At 42.6% G+C, this 19,136-nt stretch carries 13 protein-coding genes; 10 read left to right on the plus strand and 3 right to left on the minus strand.

All coding sequences use genetic code 11. The features are described from left to right. Positions 1-241 precede the first annotated feature (241 nt). The 3 genes from AB5170_RS00940 (at position 242) to AB5170_RS00950 (ending at position 2,603) form a co-directional block, all read left to right on the plus strand. Positions 242-676, plus strand: a complete 435-nt coding sequence (locus tag AB5170_RS00940; RefSeq protein WP_173734793.1) for an Hsp20/alpha crystallin family protein — start codon at positions 242-244, stop codon at positions 674-676. Between the two features lie 635 nt (positions 677-1,311). Continuing rightward, a complete protein-coding gene (locus AB5170_RS00945) occupies positions 1,312-2,262 on the plus strand; it encodes a 3'-5' exonuclease (protein ID WP_118577640.1) in 951 nt (316 codons plus the stop codon). Positions 2,263-2,303: 41 nt separating this feature from the next. Beyond that, a complete protein-coding gene (locus tag AB5170_RS00950) occupies positions 2,304-2,603 on the plus strand; it encodes a hypothetical protein (RefSeq protein ID WP_368361323.1) in 300 nt (99 codons plus the stop codon). 137 nt (positions 2,604-2,740) lie between these two features. On the opposite strand, the gene AB5170_RS00955 is transcribed toward AB5170_RS00950, so the two are convergent. Next, a complete protein-coding gene (locus AB5170_RS00955; protein ID WP_237925448.1) occupies positions 2,741-3,973 on the minus strand; it encodes a D-alanyl-D-alanine carboxypeptidase family protein in 1,233 nt (410 codons plus the stop codon). A gap of 617 nt (positions 3,974-4,590) precedes the next feature. Here AB5170_RS00955 and ileS point away from each other — a divergent pair. The 3 genes from ileS to AB5170_RS00970 all read left to right on the plus strand — a co-directional run bounded on the left by ileS (position 4,591) and on the right by AB5170_RS00970 (position 12,296). Then, positions 4,591-7,743 (plus strand): isoleucine--tRNA ligase, encoded by a 3,153-nt coding sequence (ileS, locus tag AB5170_RS00960; RefSeq protein ID WP_195589340.1) that lies wholly within the window; start codon positions 4,591-4,593, stop codon positions 7,741-7,743. Positions 7,744-7,925: 182 nt separating this feature from the next. Further along, entirely contained in the window at positions 7,926-10,400 is a 2,475-nt protein-coding gene (locus tag AB5170_RS00965) for a glycogen/starch/alpha-glucan phosphorylase (RefSeq protein WP_368361352.1), read from the plus strand. A 210-nt stretch (positions 10,401-10,610) separates the two neighbouring features. Continuing rightward, on the plus strand, positions 10,611-12,296 hold the full coding sequence (locus tag AB5170_RS00970) for an AAA family ATPase (protein ID WP_368361324.1): 1,686 nt from the start codon (positions 10,611-10,613) through the stop codon (positions 12,294-12,296). A 54-nt stretch (positions 12,297-12,350) separates the two neighbouring features. Here AB5170_RS00970 and AB5170_RS00975 read toward each other — a convergent pair whose 3' ends face one another. Beyond that, complete coding sequence (locus AB5170_RS00975) at positions 12,351-13,112, minus strand: PIG-L family deacetylase (RefSeq protein WP_195379568.1); 762 nt, start codon at positions 13,110-13,112, stop codon at positions 12,351-12,353. A 135-nt stretch (positions 13,113-13,247) separates the two neighbouring features. Between AB5170_RS00975 and AB5170_RS00980 the strand changes: the two genes are divergently transcribed. The 4 genes from AB5170_RS00980 (at position 13,248) to AB5170_RS00995 (ending at position 17,881) form a co-directional block, all read left to right on the plus strand. Beyond that, a complete protein-coding gene (locus AB5170_RS00980) occupies positions 13,248-15,284 on the plus strand; it encodes a beta-galactosidase (RefSeq protein ID WP_368361325.1) in 2,037 nt (678 codons plus the stop codon). Positions 15,285-15,788: 504 nt separating this feature from the next. Next, positions 15,789-16,205 (plus strand): IS200/IS605 family transposase, encoded by a 417-nt coding sequence (gene tnpA / locus AB5170_RS00985; RefSeq protein WP_368361353.1) that lies wholly within the window; start codon positions 15,789-15,791, stop codon positions 16,203-16,205. Positions 16,206-16,260: 55 nt separating this feature from the next. Next, positions 16,261-17,517: a transposase gene (locus tag AB5170_RS00990; protein ID WP_226814884.1), complete on the plus strand. Its 1,257-nt coding sequence runs from the start codon at positions 16,261-16,263 to the stop codon at positions 17,515-17,517. Between the two features lie 133 nt (positions 17,518-17,650). Beyond that, a complete protein-coding gene (locus tag AB5170_RS00995; RefSeq protein ID WP_226840928.1) occupies positions 17,651-17,881 on the plus strand; it encodes a hypothetical protein in 231 nt (76 codons plus the stop codon). Between the two features lie 58 nt (positions 17,882-17,939). Here AB5170_RS00995 and AB5170_RS01000 read toward each other — a convergent pair whose 3' ends face one another. Continuing rightward, on the minus strand, positions 17,940-19,061 hold the full coding sequence (locus tag AB5170_RS01000; protein WP_368361326.1) for a DUF362 domain-containing protein: 1,122 nt from the start codon (positions 19,059-19,061) through the stop codon (positions 17,940-17,942). Positions 19,062-19,136: the final 75 nt, after the last annotated feature.

Consider the following 19,136-nt stretch of genomic DNA (forward strand, 5'->3'; position numbering starts at 1 on the left):
GCAAGACTAACTTCCACCCCCAATTCCTAATGTAGAACAAAACAGACTAAAGGTGGAAGTTAGTTTTTCATTTAAGGATAAATGTGAAAAAAATGTGAAATTAGCACTCTCCTCTTGACAGTGCTAACAATGCGTGTTATATTACATGCAGAACAAAGGAAGAGAGAAAAAGAAATTTTCCAGTTTCAACAACGATGTTAATTAAACACGCAAGTGTTCACAATATAAGGAGGAATGGATTATGTTAATGCCTAGTATTTTTGGAGAAGATTTATTTGATGACTGGATGAGATTACCTGTAGAAAGAGAGAATCACAGAGGTTACAGAGCTGCTGAATTGATGAAGACAGATATTAAGGATGTGGATGGAAATTATGAGCTGAGCATTGATCTTCCAGGCTTCCATAAAGAGGATGTGAAGATTCAGCTGAAGGATGGCTATCTGAACATTCAGGCTTCCAGAACCGAGAATAAAGATGAGAAAGACAATAACGGCAAATACGTTCACAGAGAGCGTTACACCGGACAGTGCTCCAGAAGCTTTTACGTAGGTAAGGAACTGGAGCATGAGGACATCCATGCGAAATATGACAATGGTGTTCTGACTGTTACTTTCCCGAAGGAAGCGAAGAAAAAAGTGCCGGAAGAGAAGAAGTTTATTTCTATTGAAGGCTGATTTCCGGGGAAAGAGCTGTTTTAACAGATAAGAATTCCCGTGGGAAACTGATAACAGATAATAACTGGCGCGGAGCAGTTCACCTGCTTCGTGCCGATGAAATAAATAATTGAAATAGACGATTGAAATAGATAATTGAATTAGATAATATAGAGTGTGCATTAGCCGTAAATCAGAAGCGGCGGCTGATATTGCCGACTTACATAAGTAACGAGTGAAGGCGGCAGAGCATGTTTTGTTTGATGTGCTTGCAGTGTATGGATTATTCAGCAATATTGAAATAATGGTAAACAGCTTCTTTTATATAGATTGTGTTCATTTTAAGACGATTTTCTAATTTACATAGATTTTGTTTCATACCCCCTCATTTCCTGCCGGCTACCCACCGGCAGGTTTTTTCTTATGTCTTTACATCATTTCACCTGTCTGCTATACTTGTCTGGAATTGTTGATAACTGCAAAGGACAGAACAAAAAATCTCCCACAAATTATGATGTACATCTTGCAGAAAGCCTTTTCAAACAGGCTCCAGAGCGTGAAAACAAGATGTTGCTGCAGTAATCGTGGATGGCAAAAACATGTTACTGCTTACCTGTTCACAGTAACAAAAACATTTTCAGAAAAGGAATTTACCCATGAATTACATTGTATTTGACCTGGAATGGAATCAGAGTCCGGGGGGAAAAAGGTGGTCTAACAGCCGTCTGCCTTTTGAAATCATAGAAATCGGCGCCATAAAACTAAATGAAGAGAAAGAAATTGTGGATAGCTTTCAGCGTCTGATCAAGCCCCAGGTGTACAATTGGATTCATGACAGCATTCATGAAGTGATTCACATGAATTATAAGGATCTGCAGAATGGAACTCTTTTCCCACAGGCCATCACGGAATTTTTGGAATGGTGTGGCGAAGAATATATTTTCTTTACCTGGGGAAATCAGGATGTAATGGAACTGCAGCGGAACATGAAATATTATGGAAAACTTTCCCTGCTCAAAGGTCCGGTGACTTATTATGATGTGCAGAAATTATTTGCTATTCGTTATGAAGAAAATGACGAGCGCCGTGCTCTGGAATTTGCTGCTGATAAAATGGGCGTGGAGAAGAAAATGGATTTTCACCGCGCTCTGGGAGATGCTTATTATACTGCATGTATTCTCCAGAAAATAGAAGATAAATACATTTTTCCAAACTCATCCCTGGACGTGTATCAGAATCCCAAGAGCAAGCGTGAAGAGATTCACATATCCTATCCAACCTATGATAAATATGTATCCCGGGAGTTCTATTCCCGCGAAAAAGCCATGAAGGACCGGGAAGTAACCAGCACGAAATGTCCATTGTGCCATAATCCTGCCAAGCGTAAGATCCGTTGGTTTATGAATAATTCCAAGGTTTACTACAGTGTGTCCCTCTGTCAGGAGCATGGCTTTGTACTGGGAAAAATCAGGATTCGCCGAACGGAAGACAATAAGTACTATGTAATTAAGAAGCTCACCAATGTAACCGATGAAGAAGCCGATGAAATCCGCCAGAAACGTGATGCGCATCGTGCCAAACGGAGACTGAAGAAAGAAGAGCAGTAAATCCGTGAAACTACTTCTTGTAACGAATGAAAAACTAACATTTGGTTAATCTCAAGCCAAAACTGAAACAGCTTCAGGTAAAAGTGAAAGGCTATAAATATTATCCGGATTCCGGCAAAACCATTTACACAACCCGCTTCACCAATAAATCCAAAAGCACCATCACCAAAGTGAAGCTGAAATTCACCATGACCATTAATGAAGAAATGACCCGCACCAAAACCTTCAAGGTCAATATAAAACCGGGAAAGACAAAAACCATGAAGCTGAATATAGGAAAATTAATAGCAGATCCTTCAAATATTAAGGTGAAATGCCTGAAATTCTGGTATAAGAGTTGAGGAAAGAAACTGTAGTAATAGGGGCATTTCGAATAAAGAGATAAAAGAATATTGTGTAAAGTAGAGGAGTTACAATAAAAATAATACAGGGCTAAGAACGAAAATGCGTAATGCAGGTTTCATTCTTAGCCCTTATTCTATAAAGTCGGTGTTGTCAGCAGACTGGTCATGATCGACCGTTCATACTGCATACCCCATCCAACCATCTGACCATTGAAATAATACTTGCTCTTTAATCTCAATGGTCCCACAGCGTTGGAAAGAATGGCCTGTTTCTTGGTAAGAACACTGAGGTCTGTTCCTGTGGGGACGGTCACGTATACATTTTTTGTGTAGTAGAATGGATAAGTATTTCCGCAATTATTCAGCAGATACTGCTCACCTGGAAGATTTTTCTTCGGAACAGGATTTTTGCTGATTTTTACTTTTTTACATTCGAAATTGTCGAAACCGTAATCCAGAAGGCTCTTTGTGTCAGCCCAGGCGCCATTTACGGAATTCATCACAACTGCAACCAGGGTCATATTTCCACGCTTGGCATAGGTGATCAGAGTAGCACCGGCAACATCTGTGTAGCCTGTTTTTCCACCCAGAACACCATCATAGGCGTAATCCCGGCCAGCCATCATCTTGTGATGATTGAGCAGATAGCGGGTTTCTGTAAAAATATTGGTAGGCGGAATTTCATAAAGATCTGTGGTGAAAAATTTCCTGCAAAGTGGATTCTGCCATGCAGCCTTGGCTATTTTTGCCATATCGCCTGCGGTGGTTACATGAGTCTCATCAGGAAGTCCGTTAGGGTTATTAAAATGGGTGTTTTTGCATCCAAGCTGCTGGGCTCTGGTGTTCATCAGCTCTACAAACTTCTTCACAGAACCGGAAACCTCTTCCCCAATACCAAGTGCCATTTCATTGGCTGATTCCAGCATCAGTGCCATAAGACATTGTTCAACTGTAAAAACCTCTCCGGCATCACCATAAATGGTGGAACTTCCCGCTTCAATTCCGTAAGCCGCCTGCTGAGAAAGGGTAAGCTGTGCGTTCACGTCCAGGTTCTCACATCCAAGAAGACAGGTGAGAAGCTTGGTAATACTGGCCGGGTAAAGCTGAGTATTGGCATTCTTGGAATACAGGACCGCTTCTGTATTTAAGTCCATGAGAACTGCTGACTGCGCCTCAATCTTAGGACCCTCCGGCCAACCCTCAATGGAATCGGTATCAGCTGCCTGTGCATAATATTCGGTGTGCGGATCCGGAGTAGGAGTGGGAGATTCGCTGGCAGTGTCTGTAGCTTCTGCCCAGACAGCGCCCGTCTGCCCAAGCAGCATTGCTGCTGTCAGGATTCCACAGAAAATCCGCTTTATTTTCATATGAAGATTTTTCCTGATCATATAAAATCCTTTCTTAAAATAGTACATAAAATTCCCAATACGTAATTGCATTATACCACTTTTCTTTATGTAAAACTATTAAAAGAGTGTGAATTGTTCACAGCACCCCGGAAAATCCACAAATTCAGCATTATTTTCCCCTATTCTTCCCATTTTTTCAGCGGAAAAATACTTGACATATAGAAATTCAGACCCTTATAATAGACAGGAAACAGAATAGTTAAAGACTGTGATGGAGACAGTAAGCTGATTTTGAACGTTTTAGGTTGTGCAGACACAGACAGCAGCAATCTTTTCAGCGAGACGGGGATGGTGTAAGCCCGCCGCAAGTAGATTCAGCCGAAGATCACTCCGGAGTTTTATCTCTGAAGGAACAAGTAGGAGATAACGGAATTCCCCCGTTACAGGGAGCGTGTATCGGCTGCGTGTGCAAGCCTGTACAATGTAACAGGTGGTATAACGAGTGCTGACAGCTTTCGTCCTTTTGCAGGATGAGAGCTTTTTTTATGCAGACGGAGAATCCTGCAGGCAGGATTTTTTATGTAACAGGAAATCCCAACAGCAATCGACTGATAATTTTAAAGGAGGAAAAAGCTTTGTACCAGAAAGTAGACACGAATCTGAATTTCGTAGATCGCGAGAAAAAAGTAGAAGAATTCTGGAAAGAAAACCATATTTTCGAAAAAAGTATGGAAAACCGTAAAGAAGGCCCGACTTACACATTCTATGACGGACCGCCAACAGCAAACGGCAAGCCGCATATCGGCCATGTGCTGACACGTGTTATCAAGGATATGATTCCAAGATACCGCGCAATGAAGGGTTACATGGTTCCGCGTAAGGCTGGATGGGATACCCATGGTCTTCCGGTAGAGCTTGAAGTAGAGAAGAAGCTTGGTCTGGATGGAAAAGATCAGATCGAGGAATACGGTATGGAGCCGTTCATCCAGCAGTGTAAAGAGAGTGTCTGGAAATACAAAGGAATGTGGGAGGATTTCTCCTCAACAGTTGGTTTCTGGGCTGACATGGAGCATCCATATGTAACTTACGAGGACAATTATATTGAGTCCGAGTGGTGGGCACTGAAAGAAATCTGGAACAAAGGCCTCTTATACAAAGGTTTCAAGATCGTTCCTTACTGTCCACGCTGCGGAACCCCGCTTTCATCCCAGGAGGTTTCCCAGGGCTATAAATTAGTAAAAGAGCGTTCTGCGATCGCACGTTTCAAAGTGGTTGGAGAGGACGCATATTTCCTGGCATGGACCACAACACCGTGGACACTGCCTTCTAACGTTGCACTTTGCGTAAATCCGGATGAGACTTACTGTAAAGTAAAAGCAGCAGACGGATACACTTATTATATGGCAGAAGCACTTCTTGACAAAGTACTTGGCAAGCTTGCAAAGGAAGAAGAGCCTGCATATGAGGTTCTGGAAACTTATAAAGGTAAAGACCTGGAATACAAGGAATATGAGCCGCTGTTTAAATGCACAGGTGACTATGTAGCATCCAAGGGCAAGAAAGCGCATTATCTCGTATGTGATAACTACGTTACCATGAGTGATGGTACCGGTATCGTTCATATCGCTCCTGCATTTGGTGAAGACGACAGTCGTGTAGGACGTGAATATGACCTTCCGTTTGTACAGTTTGTAGATGGCAAGGGTGATCTTACTGCTGAGACACCATATGCCGGTGTATTTGTTAAGAAAGCAGACCCAATGGTACTGGCTGATCTTGAAAAAGAAGGCAAGCTGTTCGATGCTCCGAAATTTGAGCATGATTACCCACACTGCTGGCGTTGTGATACACCACTGATCTACTACGCAAGAGAATCCTGGTTTATTAAAATGACAGCTGTTAAAGATGACCTGATCCGCAATAACAACACCATTAACTGGATCCCGGAGAGCATCGGTAAAGGACGTTTCGGCGACTGGCTTGAGAACGTTCAGGACTGGGGAATCAGCCGTAACCGTTATTGGGGAACTCCACTGAATATCTGGGAGTGCAGCTGCGGTCATATGGAATCTGTTGGAAGCCGTCAGGATCTCTATGAGAAAACTGGTGACGAGCGCGCCAAGACCGTAGAGCTTCACCGCCCATACATTGACGAGCTTACCATGAAGTGTCCGGAGTGCGGCGGCACTATGCACCGTGTACCGGAGGTTATTGACTGCTGGTTCGATTCAGGAGCAATGCCATTTGCACAGCATCATTATCCATTTGAGAATCAGGAATTGTTCAAACAGCAGTTCCCTGCAAACTTTATTTCTGAGGCTGTTGACCAGACAAGAGGATGGTTCTACTCCCTTCTTGCTGAGTCCACTCTTCTGTTTAATCAGGCTCCATATAAGAATGTTATCGTTCTTGGACATGTTCAGGATGAGAACGGCCAGAAGATGAGTAAGTCCAAGGGAAATGCAGTTGATCCGTTTGATGCACTTCAGACATACGGTGCAGATGCCATCCGCTGGTACTTCTACATCAACAGTGCACCATGGCTGCCGAACCGTTTCCATGGCAAGGCTGTTCAGGAAGGTCAGCGTAAATTCATGGGTACTCTGTGGAATACTTATGCATTCTTTGTACTTTATGCAAATATTGATAACTTTGATGCTACCAAATATACGCTTGACTATGACAAGCTTCCGATTATGGATAAATGGCTCCTCAGCAAGCTGAATACACTTGTAAAGACTGTTGACGAAGATCTGAACGACTATAAGATTCCGGAGACTGCAAGAGCACTTCAGGGCTTTGTAGACGAGATGAGTAACTGGTATGTAAGACGCTGCCGTGAGCGTTTCTGGGCAAAGGGCATGGAGCAGGATAAGATCAATGCTTACATGACTCTTTACACAGCACTGGTAACAGTTGCCAAGGCTGCAGCTCCGATGATCCCGTTCATGACAGAGGATATTTACCAGAATCTTGTAAGATCTCTGGACAAAACAGCTCCGGAGAGTATTCATCTCTGCGACTTCCCAGAAGTAAAGGAAGAGTGGATCAATAAAGATCTGGAAGAAAACATGGAAGAAGTTCTGGATGTCGTTGTTCTTGGCCGTGCATGCCGTAACACAGCAAACATCAAGAACCGTCAGCCAATCGGAACCATGTATGTAAAAGCTCCGAAGGTGATGGATAAATATTTCACAGACATTATTGCAGACGAGCTGAATGTAAAAGAAGTGAAATTTGCAGACGATGTGGAATCCTTCATTTCCTACAGCTTCAAACCACAGCTTCGTACAGTTGGACCGAAATATGGCAAGCTTCTTGGCGGAATCCGTACTACACTTGCAGAAATCAACGGCAGCAAGGCCATGAGCGACCTGAAAGCAAACGGTGTACTTGTACTTGATATTGATGGAAACAAGGTTGAGCTTACAGAGGAAGACCTGCTCATCGAGACTGCGCAGACAGAAGGTTATGTAACAGAGTCTGAAGGCGAGACTGCAGTTGTTCTGGATACCAACCTGACACCTGAGCTGATCGAAGAGGGATTTGTCCGCGAGATCATCAGTAAAGTACAGACCATGCGTAAAGAGGCTGGCTTCGAGGTTATGGATAAGATCCGTGTTTCTGTAAAAGATAATGACAAGATTATCGAGACCATGAAGGCAAACGAGGCTGAGATCAAATCTGAAGTTCTGGCTGAGAAAGTCGTTTATGGCGAGACAAATGGTTATGTAAAAGAGTGGAATATTAATAAAGAGCATGTAACTCTTGGTGTTACAAAATTATAAAATACCAGGTAGGATTGTGGGAGTGCAACGCACGAAATAATCCGCAGGTATCATAGTCGGGGCTTTTGCCCCGGCTATAATGACAGTTTGCAGTACAACCGAATAAGATTGAGACTCCAGCAGCTGTGTTTTTATGAGAAAACAGGCTCGCTTGAATCATACATTACAGGAGGGACAAAATGATTGACAAACAGTTTGACAAAGAGACTTTCAAGAAAAGTGTAAAAGACAACGTTAAGTTTCTTTACCGCAGAAAGCTTGAAGAGGCAACTCAGGAGCAGCTCTTCCAGGCAGTAAGCTACACAGTGAAGGATGTAATCATCGATAACTGGCTTGATACACAGAATGCTTATGAAAAGCAGGATCCGAAGATCGTATATTATATGTCCATGGAGTTTCTTATGGGACGTGCCCTTGGAAACAACCTTTTAAACCTTGGCGCATACGGTGAAGTGAAAGAAGCTCTTGAAGAGCTTGGAATCGACATCAATGCACTTGAGGATCAGGAGCCGGATCCGGCACTTGGAAATGGTGGTCTGGGAAGACTTGCTGCATGTTTCCTTGATTCCCTTGCAACACTTGGATACAGCGCATATGGCTGCGGAATCCGTTACCGTTATGGTATGTTCAAACAGGAAATCAGAGATGGATTCCAGGTTGAGGTTCCGGATGCATGGCTTGAGGAAGGCTATCCATTTGAGCTTCGTCGTCCGGAGTATGCAAAAGAGGTACATTTCGGCGGATATGTAAGAGTTGAATATGACCAGGCAACCGGCCAGAACAAATTCATCCATGAAGGATATCAGGCTGTAAAGGCTATTCCATACGATATGCCGATCGTTGGATACGAGAACAATGTAGTAAATACACTTCGTATCTGGGATGCAGCTGCTATCGAAGAGTTTGGATTTGATTCCTTTGACAAAGGTGATTATAAGAAAGCCGTTGAGCAGGAGAACCTTGCAAAGGATATCGTAAATGTTCTCTATCCGAACGACAATAAAATGTCCGGTAAAGAGCTTCGTCTGAAACAGCAGTACTTCTTCGTATCTGCAAGTATTCAGGCTGCAATCGAGAAATATAAGAAAACACATAATGATATTAAGAAGCTCCACGAGAAAGTCGTATTCCAGATGAACGATACTCATCCGACTATGGCAGTTGCAGAGCTTATGCGTCTTCTTATGGATCAGGAAGGTCTTGGCTGGGATGATGCATGGGCTGTAACTACCAAATGTGTTGCTTACACCAACCATACCATTATGGCTGAAGCTCTTGAGAAATGGCCGATCGAGCTGTTTTCCAGACTTCTTCCACGTGTATATCAGATCATCGAAGAGATCAACCGTCGTTTCATCATTGAAGTACAGAACAGATATCCTGGAAACTATGAGAAAATCAAAAAGATGGCAATCATCTATGACGGACAGGTTAAGATGGCTCACCTTGCAATCGTTGCAGGCTTCTCTGTAAATGGTGTTGCAAGACTTCATACAGAAATCCTGAAGAATCAGGAGTTAAAAGATTTCTATGAGATGATGCCAGAGAAATTTAATAACAAAACCAACGGTATCACTCAGAGACGTTTCCTTCTTCACGGAAACCAGAATCTTGCTGCATGGATCACAGACCATATTGGACCAGACTGGATCACAGATCTTTCCCAGATCAGCAAGCTGAAGGTATATGCTGACGATGAGAAGGCTCTTCAGGAGTTTATGAACATTAAATTCCAGAACAAACAGCGTCTTGCGAAATATATTCTGGAGCACAATGGTGTTGAAGTTGATCCTCACTCCATTTTCGATGTACAGGTTAAGAGACTTCATGAGTATAAGAGACAGCTTCTCAATATCCTTCATGTAATCTATCTGTACAACCAGATTAAATTACATCCGGAGATGGAATTCTATCCAAGAACCTTCATCTTTGGCGCAAAAGCTTCTGCAGCATATGAGCGTGCGAAAAAGATCATCAAACTGATCAACTGCGTAGCAGATGTTGTAAACAACGATCCATCAATTGGCGGCAAGATCAAAGTTGTATTTATCGAGAACTACAGAGTATCTAATGCTGAGATGATTTTTGCAGCAGCAGATGTTTCCGAGCAGATTTCTACTGCAAGTAAAGAGGCTTCCGGTACAGGTAACATGAAGTTCATGCTGAACGGTGCTCCTACACTTGGAACCATGGACGGTGCAAACGTAGAGATCGTTGAGGAAGTTGGTCAGGAGAACGCATTCATCTTCGGTATGAGCGCTGACCAGATCATTAATTATGAGAACCATGGCGGATACGATCCAGACTTTATCTACAACACAGATGCTGAGATCCGTCAGGTACTGATGCAGCTGATCAATGGAACCTTCTCCAGCGATACAGAGCTGTTCAGAGATATCTATGATTCTCTTCTGAACACTAAGAACTGCTCCAGAGCAGACCAGTATTTCATTCTCGGAGACTTCAGATCCTATGCTGAGGCTCAGAAGAGAGTGGAGGCAGCTTATAAGGATGAGAAGAAGTGGGCGAAGATGGCACTTCTGAACACTGCATGCAGTGGCAAATTCTCCTCTGACAGAACCATCCAGGAGTATGTAGATGATATCTGGCATCTGGATAAGGTTACTGTAACCAAGAGCGAGGCTGCTGAGAAATAAATAAGGGCAAATTTATTTTGCGAAAAAGATTATAAGACATAATAAAGGCTGTGTTCATGCCAGAACCTGAAAAGGTTGGTGTGGATGCAGCTTTTTTCCGCTACAGTAAATATGAATTTTTTTCAGATTGAGTTTACCATTCAAGTGTGCCATAATGAATATATACATATCAGTGTGGGAAAAATGCGGATAAGGAGGTCAGAGGCTGTTATGAAACCAATCGTATCCATTGGAAATCAGGATTTCAGATCCATTCGGGAGAATCATAATTTTTATATTGATAAGACAGCGTTTATCAAAGAATGGTGGGAAAATCAGGATACAGTTACGTTGATCACCCGCCCCAGACGCTTTGGCAAAACCTTGAACATGAGTATGGTGGAGAATTTTTTCTCAATTCAATCCAAGGCGGAGGAGAATCTTTTTACAGGGCTTGAGATTTGGAAAGAAGAGAAGTACCGGGAACTTCACGGCAAATATCCGGTGATTTTTCTTAGTTTCGCTTCTGTGAAAGGCGATACTTATTCCGATGTGCGCGAAGGAATCGTGCAGACCATCCTGGATCTATACGCGAAGTATGATTATCTGCGCCAGAGTGATGCACTGAATGAGAAGGAAAAGGCCTATTTTGACTATGTGAATGGTGAAATGTCCAATACCATTGCAGCTATGGCGCTTCGGAGATTATCTCTTTGTATGAGTCTGTATTATGGGAAAAAAGTGTTGATTCTGCTGGATGAATATGATACGCCGCTGCAGGAAGCTTATGTGAAAGGGTACTGGAATGAACTGACCTCTTTTATGAGCAGTCTGTTTAATTATACGTTTAAAACCAATCCATATATGGAACGTGGATTGCTAACTGGAATCACACGGGTCAGCAAGGAATCTATTTTTTCCGATCTTAATAATCTGGAAATAGTGACAACCACCTCAAATAAATACAGCACCTCTTTTGGTTTTACGGAGGAAGAAGTGAGAAATGCCCTGCAGCTGTTTGGACTCCAGGATCAGGCGGATAATGTGAAAAAATGGTACGATGGTTTTTGCTTTGGAAATAAGAGTGATATTTACAATCCCTGGTCTATTACGAAATATCTGGATACTGGGAAATTTGACAGCTATTGGGTTAATACCAGCTCCAATTCGTTGATTGATAAGCTGATTCAAGGCGGTACTTCAGATATCAAAATTGCTATGGAAGATTTGCTGGAGGGAAAGACCATAGAAACTGCCATTGATGAAGAAATCATTTTTGAGCAGCTGGAAAATAACAGTGCGGCTGTGTGGAGTCTGTTGCTGGCATGTGGATATTTGAAGGTAAATAAAGCTTCAAAAGATGGCGCTGGTGGAAACTATATTCTTTCTCTGACTAATTTTGAAGTACAGAACATGTTTCGCCGCATGATTCAGGGATGGTTTGGTAATGTGTCCGTAAGGTACAACGATTTTATTAAAGCATTATTGTCAGATGACCTGGATTACATGAATCAGTATATGAATCAGGTTGCGATGCAGACTTTCAGCTTTTTTGATACTGGAAAAAAGGCAGAAGAGCAGGAGGAACCGGAGCGGTTTTACCATGGTTTTGTACTGGGGCTGATGGTTGACCTTGCAGATAAATACAGAATTACCTCTAACCGGGAAAGCGGTCTGGGACGGTACGATATTATGATGGAGCCCCTGGAGAAAAATAAAAGAGCATATGTAATAGAATTTAAAGTGCATAAAGCAAAGCGTGAAAAGGATTTGGAGGAAACCGCACAGAATGCTTTGCAGCAGATTGCGGAAAGAAATTATGATGCGGAGCTTATGGCACGGGGAATTCGAAAAGAAAATATCAGACATTTGGGATTTGCATTTTGGGGAAAGAAAGTGCTGATTGAGCAGGAATAAATCAGGAACGGGCAGCAGCTCTTAGTTGAGTTGCCTGCCCGTTGGTGTTATACATTATTTTTCTATTGCTATTTCCTGCCAGTACTCATAGGCCAGCATATGATACATTTTCCTTACGGTAGTCCGCTGACTGGTGTAGAGTTTGGCTAGTTTGCGCTTCTGGATGTAGAGGTCTTTCGGCATTTCTTCAAGGTCGTAGGGAACCTTATCATTTACATAATACTTTCCAAAAGAATAGAAATCAGCATTGCAGTCTGTCTCTTTATAGGCTTTTTTTACAAGCTGGTGAGTCATCTGGTGGTGGTGATGGCCGTACTCGCCGTCTGCGTTGTGAGTGGCAACCTGTTTCCAGTCTTTGTAGTTCAGGACTGTGGCAATATCTGCTTCCATATCTTTTTTCCAGTAGTTCCAGCTGCTGCGATCTTTTCCGATTTTGTCAGGGTAGGAAAGAATCAGATATTTGTCCCCGGTAGCTTTCATTACGGATTTAAATTCTGCGCTTCGAACCGGATCATTTCCACGGGTCATACATACTACCAGATACTTCTCCTCAATCAAATGCCGTCCTCCCCAGAGCAGATCATCATCTGGGTGTGCCACAAACATCACCTTGTCGTAACCATCCAGATCAAGGGCGTCCAGATCGGCAGTAGTTACATGGGGCAGATTCAGGTAAGGATAAAAAAGATAAAGCTTATGTCCGGCAAAGGCAATCGCGCTTAGTATTACAATTGCCGCCAGTAACTGTTTCCAGTGCCGCACTGACCAGGAAAAAAGATCGACAGTGCTGGAACTGGCAGAAAAAATATTTTTCATATCAGGTACTCCATTTCTGAGTTTATTTGTATAGACGAAATCGAAAATGAAATTGATTATTTGTAACAATTATACTATATTTGAGATAAGTTACAAGCTAAGATATAATACCATAAAAAACAATGGAGGATGAATATGAAAGAACTTCTTTACGGAGCAGCATATTATGATGAGTATATGCCGTATGACCGCCTGGATAAAGATGTGGAAATGATGAAAAAAGCGGGAATCAATACCGTTCGAATTGCCGAGTCTACCTGGAGCACCTGCGAGCCGCAGCCAGGAGTATTTGATTTTTCCCATGTGGAAAGAGTAATGGATGCCATGGAAGAGGCAGGAATCAATGTGATTATCGGTACGCCTACCTATGCTGTGCCTACCTGGATGGTGAAGGCGCATCCGGATGTTTTGGCTGAGACAGTAAAGGGAAGAGGTATTTACGGTGCCCGTCAGATTATGGATATTACCCATCCGGTGTATCTTTTCTATGCGGAGCGCGTAATACGAGAACTGATGAAGCGTACAGCACATAGAAAGTGCGTCATCGGTTTCCAGCTGGATAATGAGACGAAATATTATGGAACTGCGGGCAAAAATGTGCAGGAGCAGTTTGTGAAATATATTCGTGAAAAATTCCATGATGATCTGGATGCCCTGAATTACGAATTTGGCCTGGATTACTGGAGCAATCGAATCAACGCCTGGGAGGATTTTCCAGATGTGCGCGGAACCATCAACGGAAGCCTTGGCGCAGAATTTGAGAAATTCCAGAGAACTCTGGTGGACAAATTCCTCGGCTGGCAGGCTGATATTGTAAATGAATATAGAAGAGAAGACCAGTTTGTAACCCATAATCTGGATTTTGAGTGGCGTGGATATTCCTATGGCATTCAGCCTTATGTAAACCATCTGCATGCGTCCCAGTGCCTGACAATTGCAGGAACCGATATTTACCATCCTACACAGGACGACCTCACTGGCGTAGAAATTGCATTCGGCGGAGATCTGATCCGCTCCCTGAAACAGGATAACTATCTGGTAATTGAAACCGAAGCACAGGGATTTCCTGGATGGACACCATATAAAGGACAGCTGAGATTACAGGCATACAGTCACCTGGCATCGGGAGCGAATAGTGTGATGTACTGGCACTGGCATTCCATTCACAATGCCTGTGAAACCTACTGGAAGGGAATTCTTAGTCATGATTTTCAGGAGAATGCCACTTACAGGGAAGCCTGCATAATTGGTAACGAGTTTGCCCGCCTTGGAAAACATCTGGTTAACCTGAAGAAGAAAAATGAAGTGGCAGTACTGGTCAGCAATGAAGCACTTACTGCTCTGAACTGGTTCCGAATCCAGGAACAGGCACCCGGCGCGGATGCTAAGAGTATCTATTATAATGACGTTATGCGTTGGATGTACGATACTCTGTATCACATGAACATAGAATGCGATTTCATCTGGCCAGAGTCCGAGAATCTGGATCAATATAAAGCAATTATAGTACCAGCCCTTTATGCGGCACCTGATGAGCTTCTCATACGGTTAAATCAGTATGTGGAAAATGGCGGAACCCTGATTGCATCCTTTAAAACTGCTTTTGCAAATGAAAATGTGAAGGTAAGCCATGAGGTGCAGCCGCATATTCTGAGCAACTGCTTCGGAGTCCATTACGATCAGTTCACTTTCCCGAAAAATGTGGGCTTAACAGGGGAAGTTATTCTGAAAAAAACAGATCAGAAAGGCAATGCACACCCAGCTGCGAATGTATTTATGGAGCTTCTGGTTTCGGAAGGAGCAGAAGTGCTGGCATCTTACGAGCACTATAATTGGAAAGATTACGCCGCTATCACCCGAAACCACTACGGAAAAGGCCAGGCCGTATACATCGGCTGCATGACAGACGAGGAAACCCTGAAGTCCGTTTATAAAGCCGTGCTCCCGGAAGCAGACGTAGAAATCCCAGAATACCACTACCCAATTATTGTGCGAAAAGGTTTGAATGATCTGGGAAAAACTGTTTGTTATTTCTTGAATTATTCTGGTATGGAACTGGAAATGCCTTATGATTATAAAAATGGCATAGAGCTGTTAGAAAACACCGCCGTAGAAAATGGCACCGCTCTCCAAATGCCTGCATGGGGTGTGAAAATCGTGGAAGAAGCTTAAAAAGAAACCATAAAAAGTCCCGGTAAACGGTGGAAAGACATCGGTTACCGGAACTTTTTGTGTTACCAGTATTTGTTTGGAACACCAGTAGCGTGATTTGTTTGGTCCGTGTGTTGGTTTATATGCTGGCGGCTTTCTGCCTGGTCTGATTGTGGTTGTAAGGAAAGCGGATATAGGTCTAAATAATTTAATGCACATAAAACGTGATTTTTGTGTTAAGATAGTAATGAAAAACGTGAGAAAATTGCGAATAAAAGCTTATAAAACGTGATGACTTTTCTTGAAGGGGTGAGACTATGTATTTTAGGACGATAAGCGGGAATCCTCGGCAATTCAATTACCGAGATGAAAGCGTAGAATTGTGCATATCTGCACATTGAAATAATATAATAATCTCTTTACTCTTTGATATTAAGCTCTTTGATATTAATGCCGTAACCGGCATACAACAAGTCGAAAATATGTTCGGTTTTCATTGCATGTTTCAATTCATTATGTTATACTATATGTATGAAAGAAAATCTAATACATTATAGAACTTGTGTATGTAATATTAACTACCATATGGTATGGTCGGTGAAATACCGACGGAAGATATTAACCCCAGATATTGAGGAATACCTTCAGGAACTGGTGCAGCAGATTGCTGAGGATAAGGGCTTTACTGTTCATTTATTTGAATGTGGTGAAGGAGCCCATGTCCATTGCTTTGTATCAGCTCCACCAAAGCTGTCTATAACAGCAATTGTCAAGTATCTGAAAGGGATCACCGGCAGAAAATTATTCGAACGTTTTCCGGAAATAAGAAACCAGCTGTGGAAGGGAGAGCTATGGAATCATTCCTATTATGTGGAAACAATCGGGTCTGTATCTGAAGAAAATATCCGCCGTTATATTGAACATCAGAGCAAATCGTATTAAATCAAGGTGAAGGGTAAATTTTTATCTGCATAGCTGCTGGAAGGGGGAAAGAGGAATGCTGCTGTCACACAGGACATCTGTAAAAATCCGGCCGGAATATTCCAACATTATAGGACATATGTGTTATGCAGCTTCCAAACTCTGGAATGTCTGCAACTATGAACGCCATCATTATAAAGAACTGGGACTGGAAAAGTATCCTGACTGGTATTATCAGAAAAAAGCACATAAAGAAAATCTGTGGTATAAACAGCTTCCGTCACAGACAGCGCAGGAGACCTGCAAGCAGCTGGACAAGGCATGGAAATCTTTTTATGTCCTGAAAAAGACCGGAGGAATCAAAGCTCCAAATCCGCCCCGTTTTAAACAGGACAATATCCCGGTTACATACATGCAGATGGGGATCCGGCATGAGAAAGGTTCAGATCAATTGCGTCTGTCGCTGCCAAAAGATCTGAAAAGCTATATGGAAGAAACATACGGGATCCATGAAAAATTTCTATATCTTGAAAATAAGATTTTCAGGGACATGGATCATATAAAACAGCTGCGGATCTATCCGCCGGAAAATGGAACATGTGACCTTATTGTTATCTATGAGATTGAAGAGCCGGAACAGCTTTCTCAGAATGGACATTATTTATCTGTTGATCTTGGGCTTCATAATCTGATGACCTGTTATGATTCCGGAAATGGCCGGACTTTTATCCTGGGAAGGAAATATCTTTCGTTGGAAAGATATTTTCATAAAGAGATTGCCAGAGTACAGTCTGTATGGTATGCACAGCAGTCGGAAAGAGGGATAAAATATCCAAGATCATCGAAACATATCCAGAGGCTTTACAGGAAAAAGCAGAATGCAGTGAAGGATTATCTTCATAAAGTGACCAGATGGATTGCAGAATACTGCAGAAAAGAAGACATCCGCTGTGTGGTTGTGGGAGACATCCGAAACATCCGCAAAGAAAATGATATGGGGCATAAGACCAACCAGAAGTTACACGAACTGCCATATAACAAGCTGTATATCATGCTGGAATATAAGCTGAAACTGTATGGAATACAATTGATAAAACGGGAAGAAAACTATACCAGCCAGTGCAGTCCGTTAGCACCAGAAGTATCAAAAAGATATGCAGAAGCATCAAACCGAAAAGAACGGGGCATATATATAACCAACGGAGTAAGATATAATGCCGATGCAGTAGGAGCATTTAATATCCTGCGGAAATATCTTTCCGTATCCGGAAAGCAGAAGGAACTGTCCGTAACCGGACTAAAAAATCCAGAAATAATAAAAGTAGCTGTATAGCCGAAAGGCAAGCAGTATTGGTGTCATGGACGCACCCTGAAAAAAGGCGGTATCCCGCCAGATTTCAGATGCTCTGGTAACTCAGTTACCGAGTAGTTCACGATTATATTATTACAAAAAAGAAAATGCAACTTTGGAAGAAGATTTTTTTGTCAGGACAAAAGATGAACTGGTTCCGGTTGAAGTAAAGGCAAATAAAAATCGCTCAAAATCTTTAAGAAAACTGATTGATAATGAAAGTTACAGCGATATTAAGTGGGGAATAAAACTGGCTGACAGCAATGTGGGAATAGAAAATGGCATTTATACATTTCCATATTTCTGCTCCTTTTTGATTAAAAGGTATCTGGCAAAAAAAGGTTAAAGTTAAACGGCTGCCGCATTGTTCAAAGTGTTTTGATAATGTGGCAGCTGTTTATTAATTAAATTCTCTTCAGTTCATAGCTTCTTGTTCCAAGTCCAATCTTCTGTCCATGATCCAGAGTTGCTTCCCACTCTACATTCGGATTGGAATCCATAAAGTGGTTGTGGTGGCAATGCCATTCTGGTTTCGCAAGGTTGTCACCAAGCTGGCTGTTGCGGATTGGCTCCGCAGCAAGACATGCATCTACGCAGGCCTGATCAAGAGCAATGGGATCGAAGCTTGCGAACATTCCAATATCCGGAAGAATCGGAGCATCATTTTCGCCGTGGCAGTCACAGTTCGGGCTGATGTCCTGAACCAGAGCAATATGGAAGCATGGGCGTCCATGACAGACTGCCTGTGCATACTCTGTCATCTTACGGCAGAGAAGCTCATTGGAATTGCTGTGCGGGTTGTGAATTGCATCAAAGCTGCAGGCACCGATACAACGGCCGCAGCCCTTGCATTTATCATAATCAATGACCGCTTTTTTCTCAGGATATGTAATAGCGTCACTTCCGCATTCCTTTGCGCAACGTTTGCAGCCGCGGCAAAGGTCTGTTTCGATAACTGGTTTACCACTATTGTGCTGAGCCATTTTTCCGGCACGGCTTCCGCAGCCCATACCAATATTCTTGATTGCGCCGCCGAAACCGGTGGCTTCATGTCCCTTGAAATGAGTAAGACTGATGAATATGTCAGCGTCCATTACAGCACGGCCGATTCTGGCAGTAGGACAGTATTCTGCATTTTCTACAGGAACCTCCACGTCATCGGTACCGCGAAGTCCGTCACCGATAATGATCTGACAGCCTGTAGTGATGGTGTTAAAGCCATTCAGATTCGCACAATCCATGTGCTCCAGAGCATTTTTGCGGCTTCCCGGATAAAGGGTGTTACAGTCAGTAAGAAACGGCATTCCTCCAAGCTCCTTACAAAGATCGGCTACTACTTTTGCATAATTGGGGCGCAGGAAAGCAAGATTTCCAAGTTCTCCGAAATGCATTTTGATGGCCACGAATTTACCATCCATATCAATGTTTTTGATTCCGGCTGCAATGCACAGTTTTTTCAGCTTGTCCAGCTGGCTTGTGCCGACTTTACAGCGGAAGTCAGTGAAATATACAGTTGATTTTTCCATAAAGTTCCTCATTTCTGATTTTTATTTATCTTCATATTATTCTTGTGATTGCTTTAATGTCAAGTTATTTTTGTA

It is taken from the genome of Ruminococcus sp. RTP21484sp1_RTP21281st1_A8_RTP21281_210402, assembly GCF_040914025.1.
Taxonomy (GTDB): Bacteria; Bacillota; Clostridia; order Lachnospirales; family Lachnospiraceae; genus Blautia_A; species Blautia_A faecis.

Bases quoted from the DNA above. Each gene is read 5' to 3' on its own strand.
- AB5170_RS00945 (WP_118577640.1), top strand. From the start codon at position 1,312: ATGAATTACATTGTATTTGACCTGGAATGGAATCAGAGTCCGGGGGGA.
- AB5170_RS00975 (WP_195379568.1), bottom strand. From the start codon at position 13,112: ATGAAAAATATTTTTTCTGCCAGTTCCAGCACTGTCGATCTTTTTTCC.
- AB5170_RS01000 (WP_368361326.1), bottom strand. From the start codon at position 19,061: ATGGAAAAATCAACTGTATATTTCACTGACTTCCGCTGTAAAGTCGGC.
- AB5170_RS00980 (WP_368361325.1), top strand. From the start codon at position 13,248: ATGAAAGAACTTCTTTACGGAGCAGCATATTATGATGAGTATATGCCG.
- AB5170_RS00955 (WP_237925448.1), bottom strand. From the start codon at position 3,973: ATGAAAATAAAGCGGATTTTCTGTGGAATCCTGACAGCAGCAATGCTG.
- AB5170_RS00970 (WP_368361324.1), top strand. From the start codon at position 10,611: ATGAAACCAATCGTATCCATTGGAAATCAGGATTTCAGATCCATTCGG.
- AB5170_RS00940 (WP_173734793.1), top strand. From the start codon at position 242: ATGTTAATGCCTAGTATTTTTGGAGAAGATTTATTTGATGACTGGATG.
- AB5170_RS00990 (WP_226814884.1), top strand. From the start codon at position 16,261: ATGCTGCTGTCACACAGGACATCTGTAAAAATCCGGCCGGAATATTCC.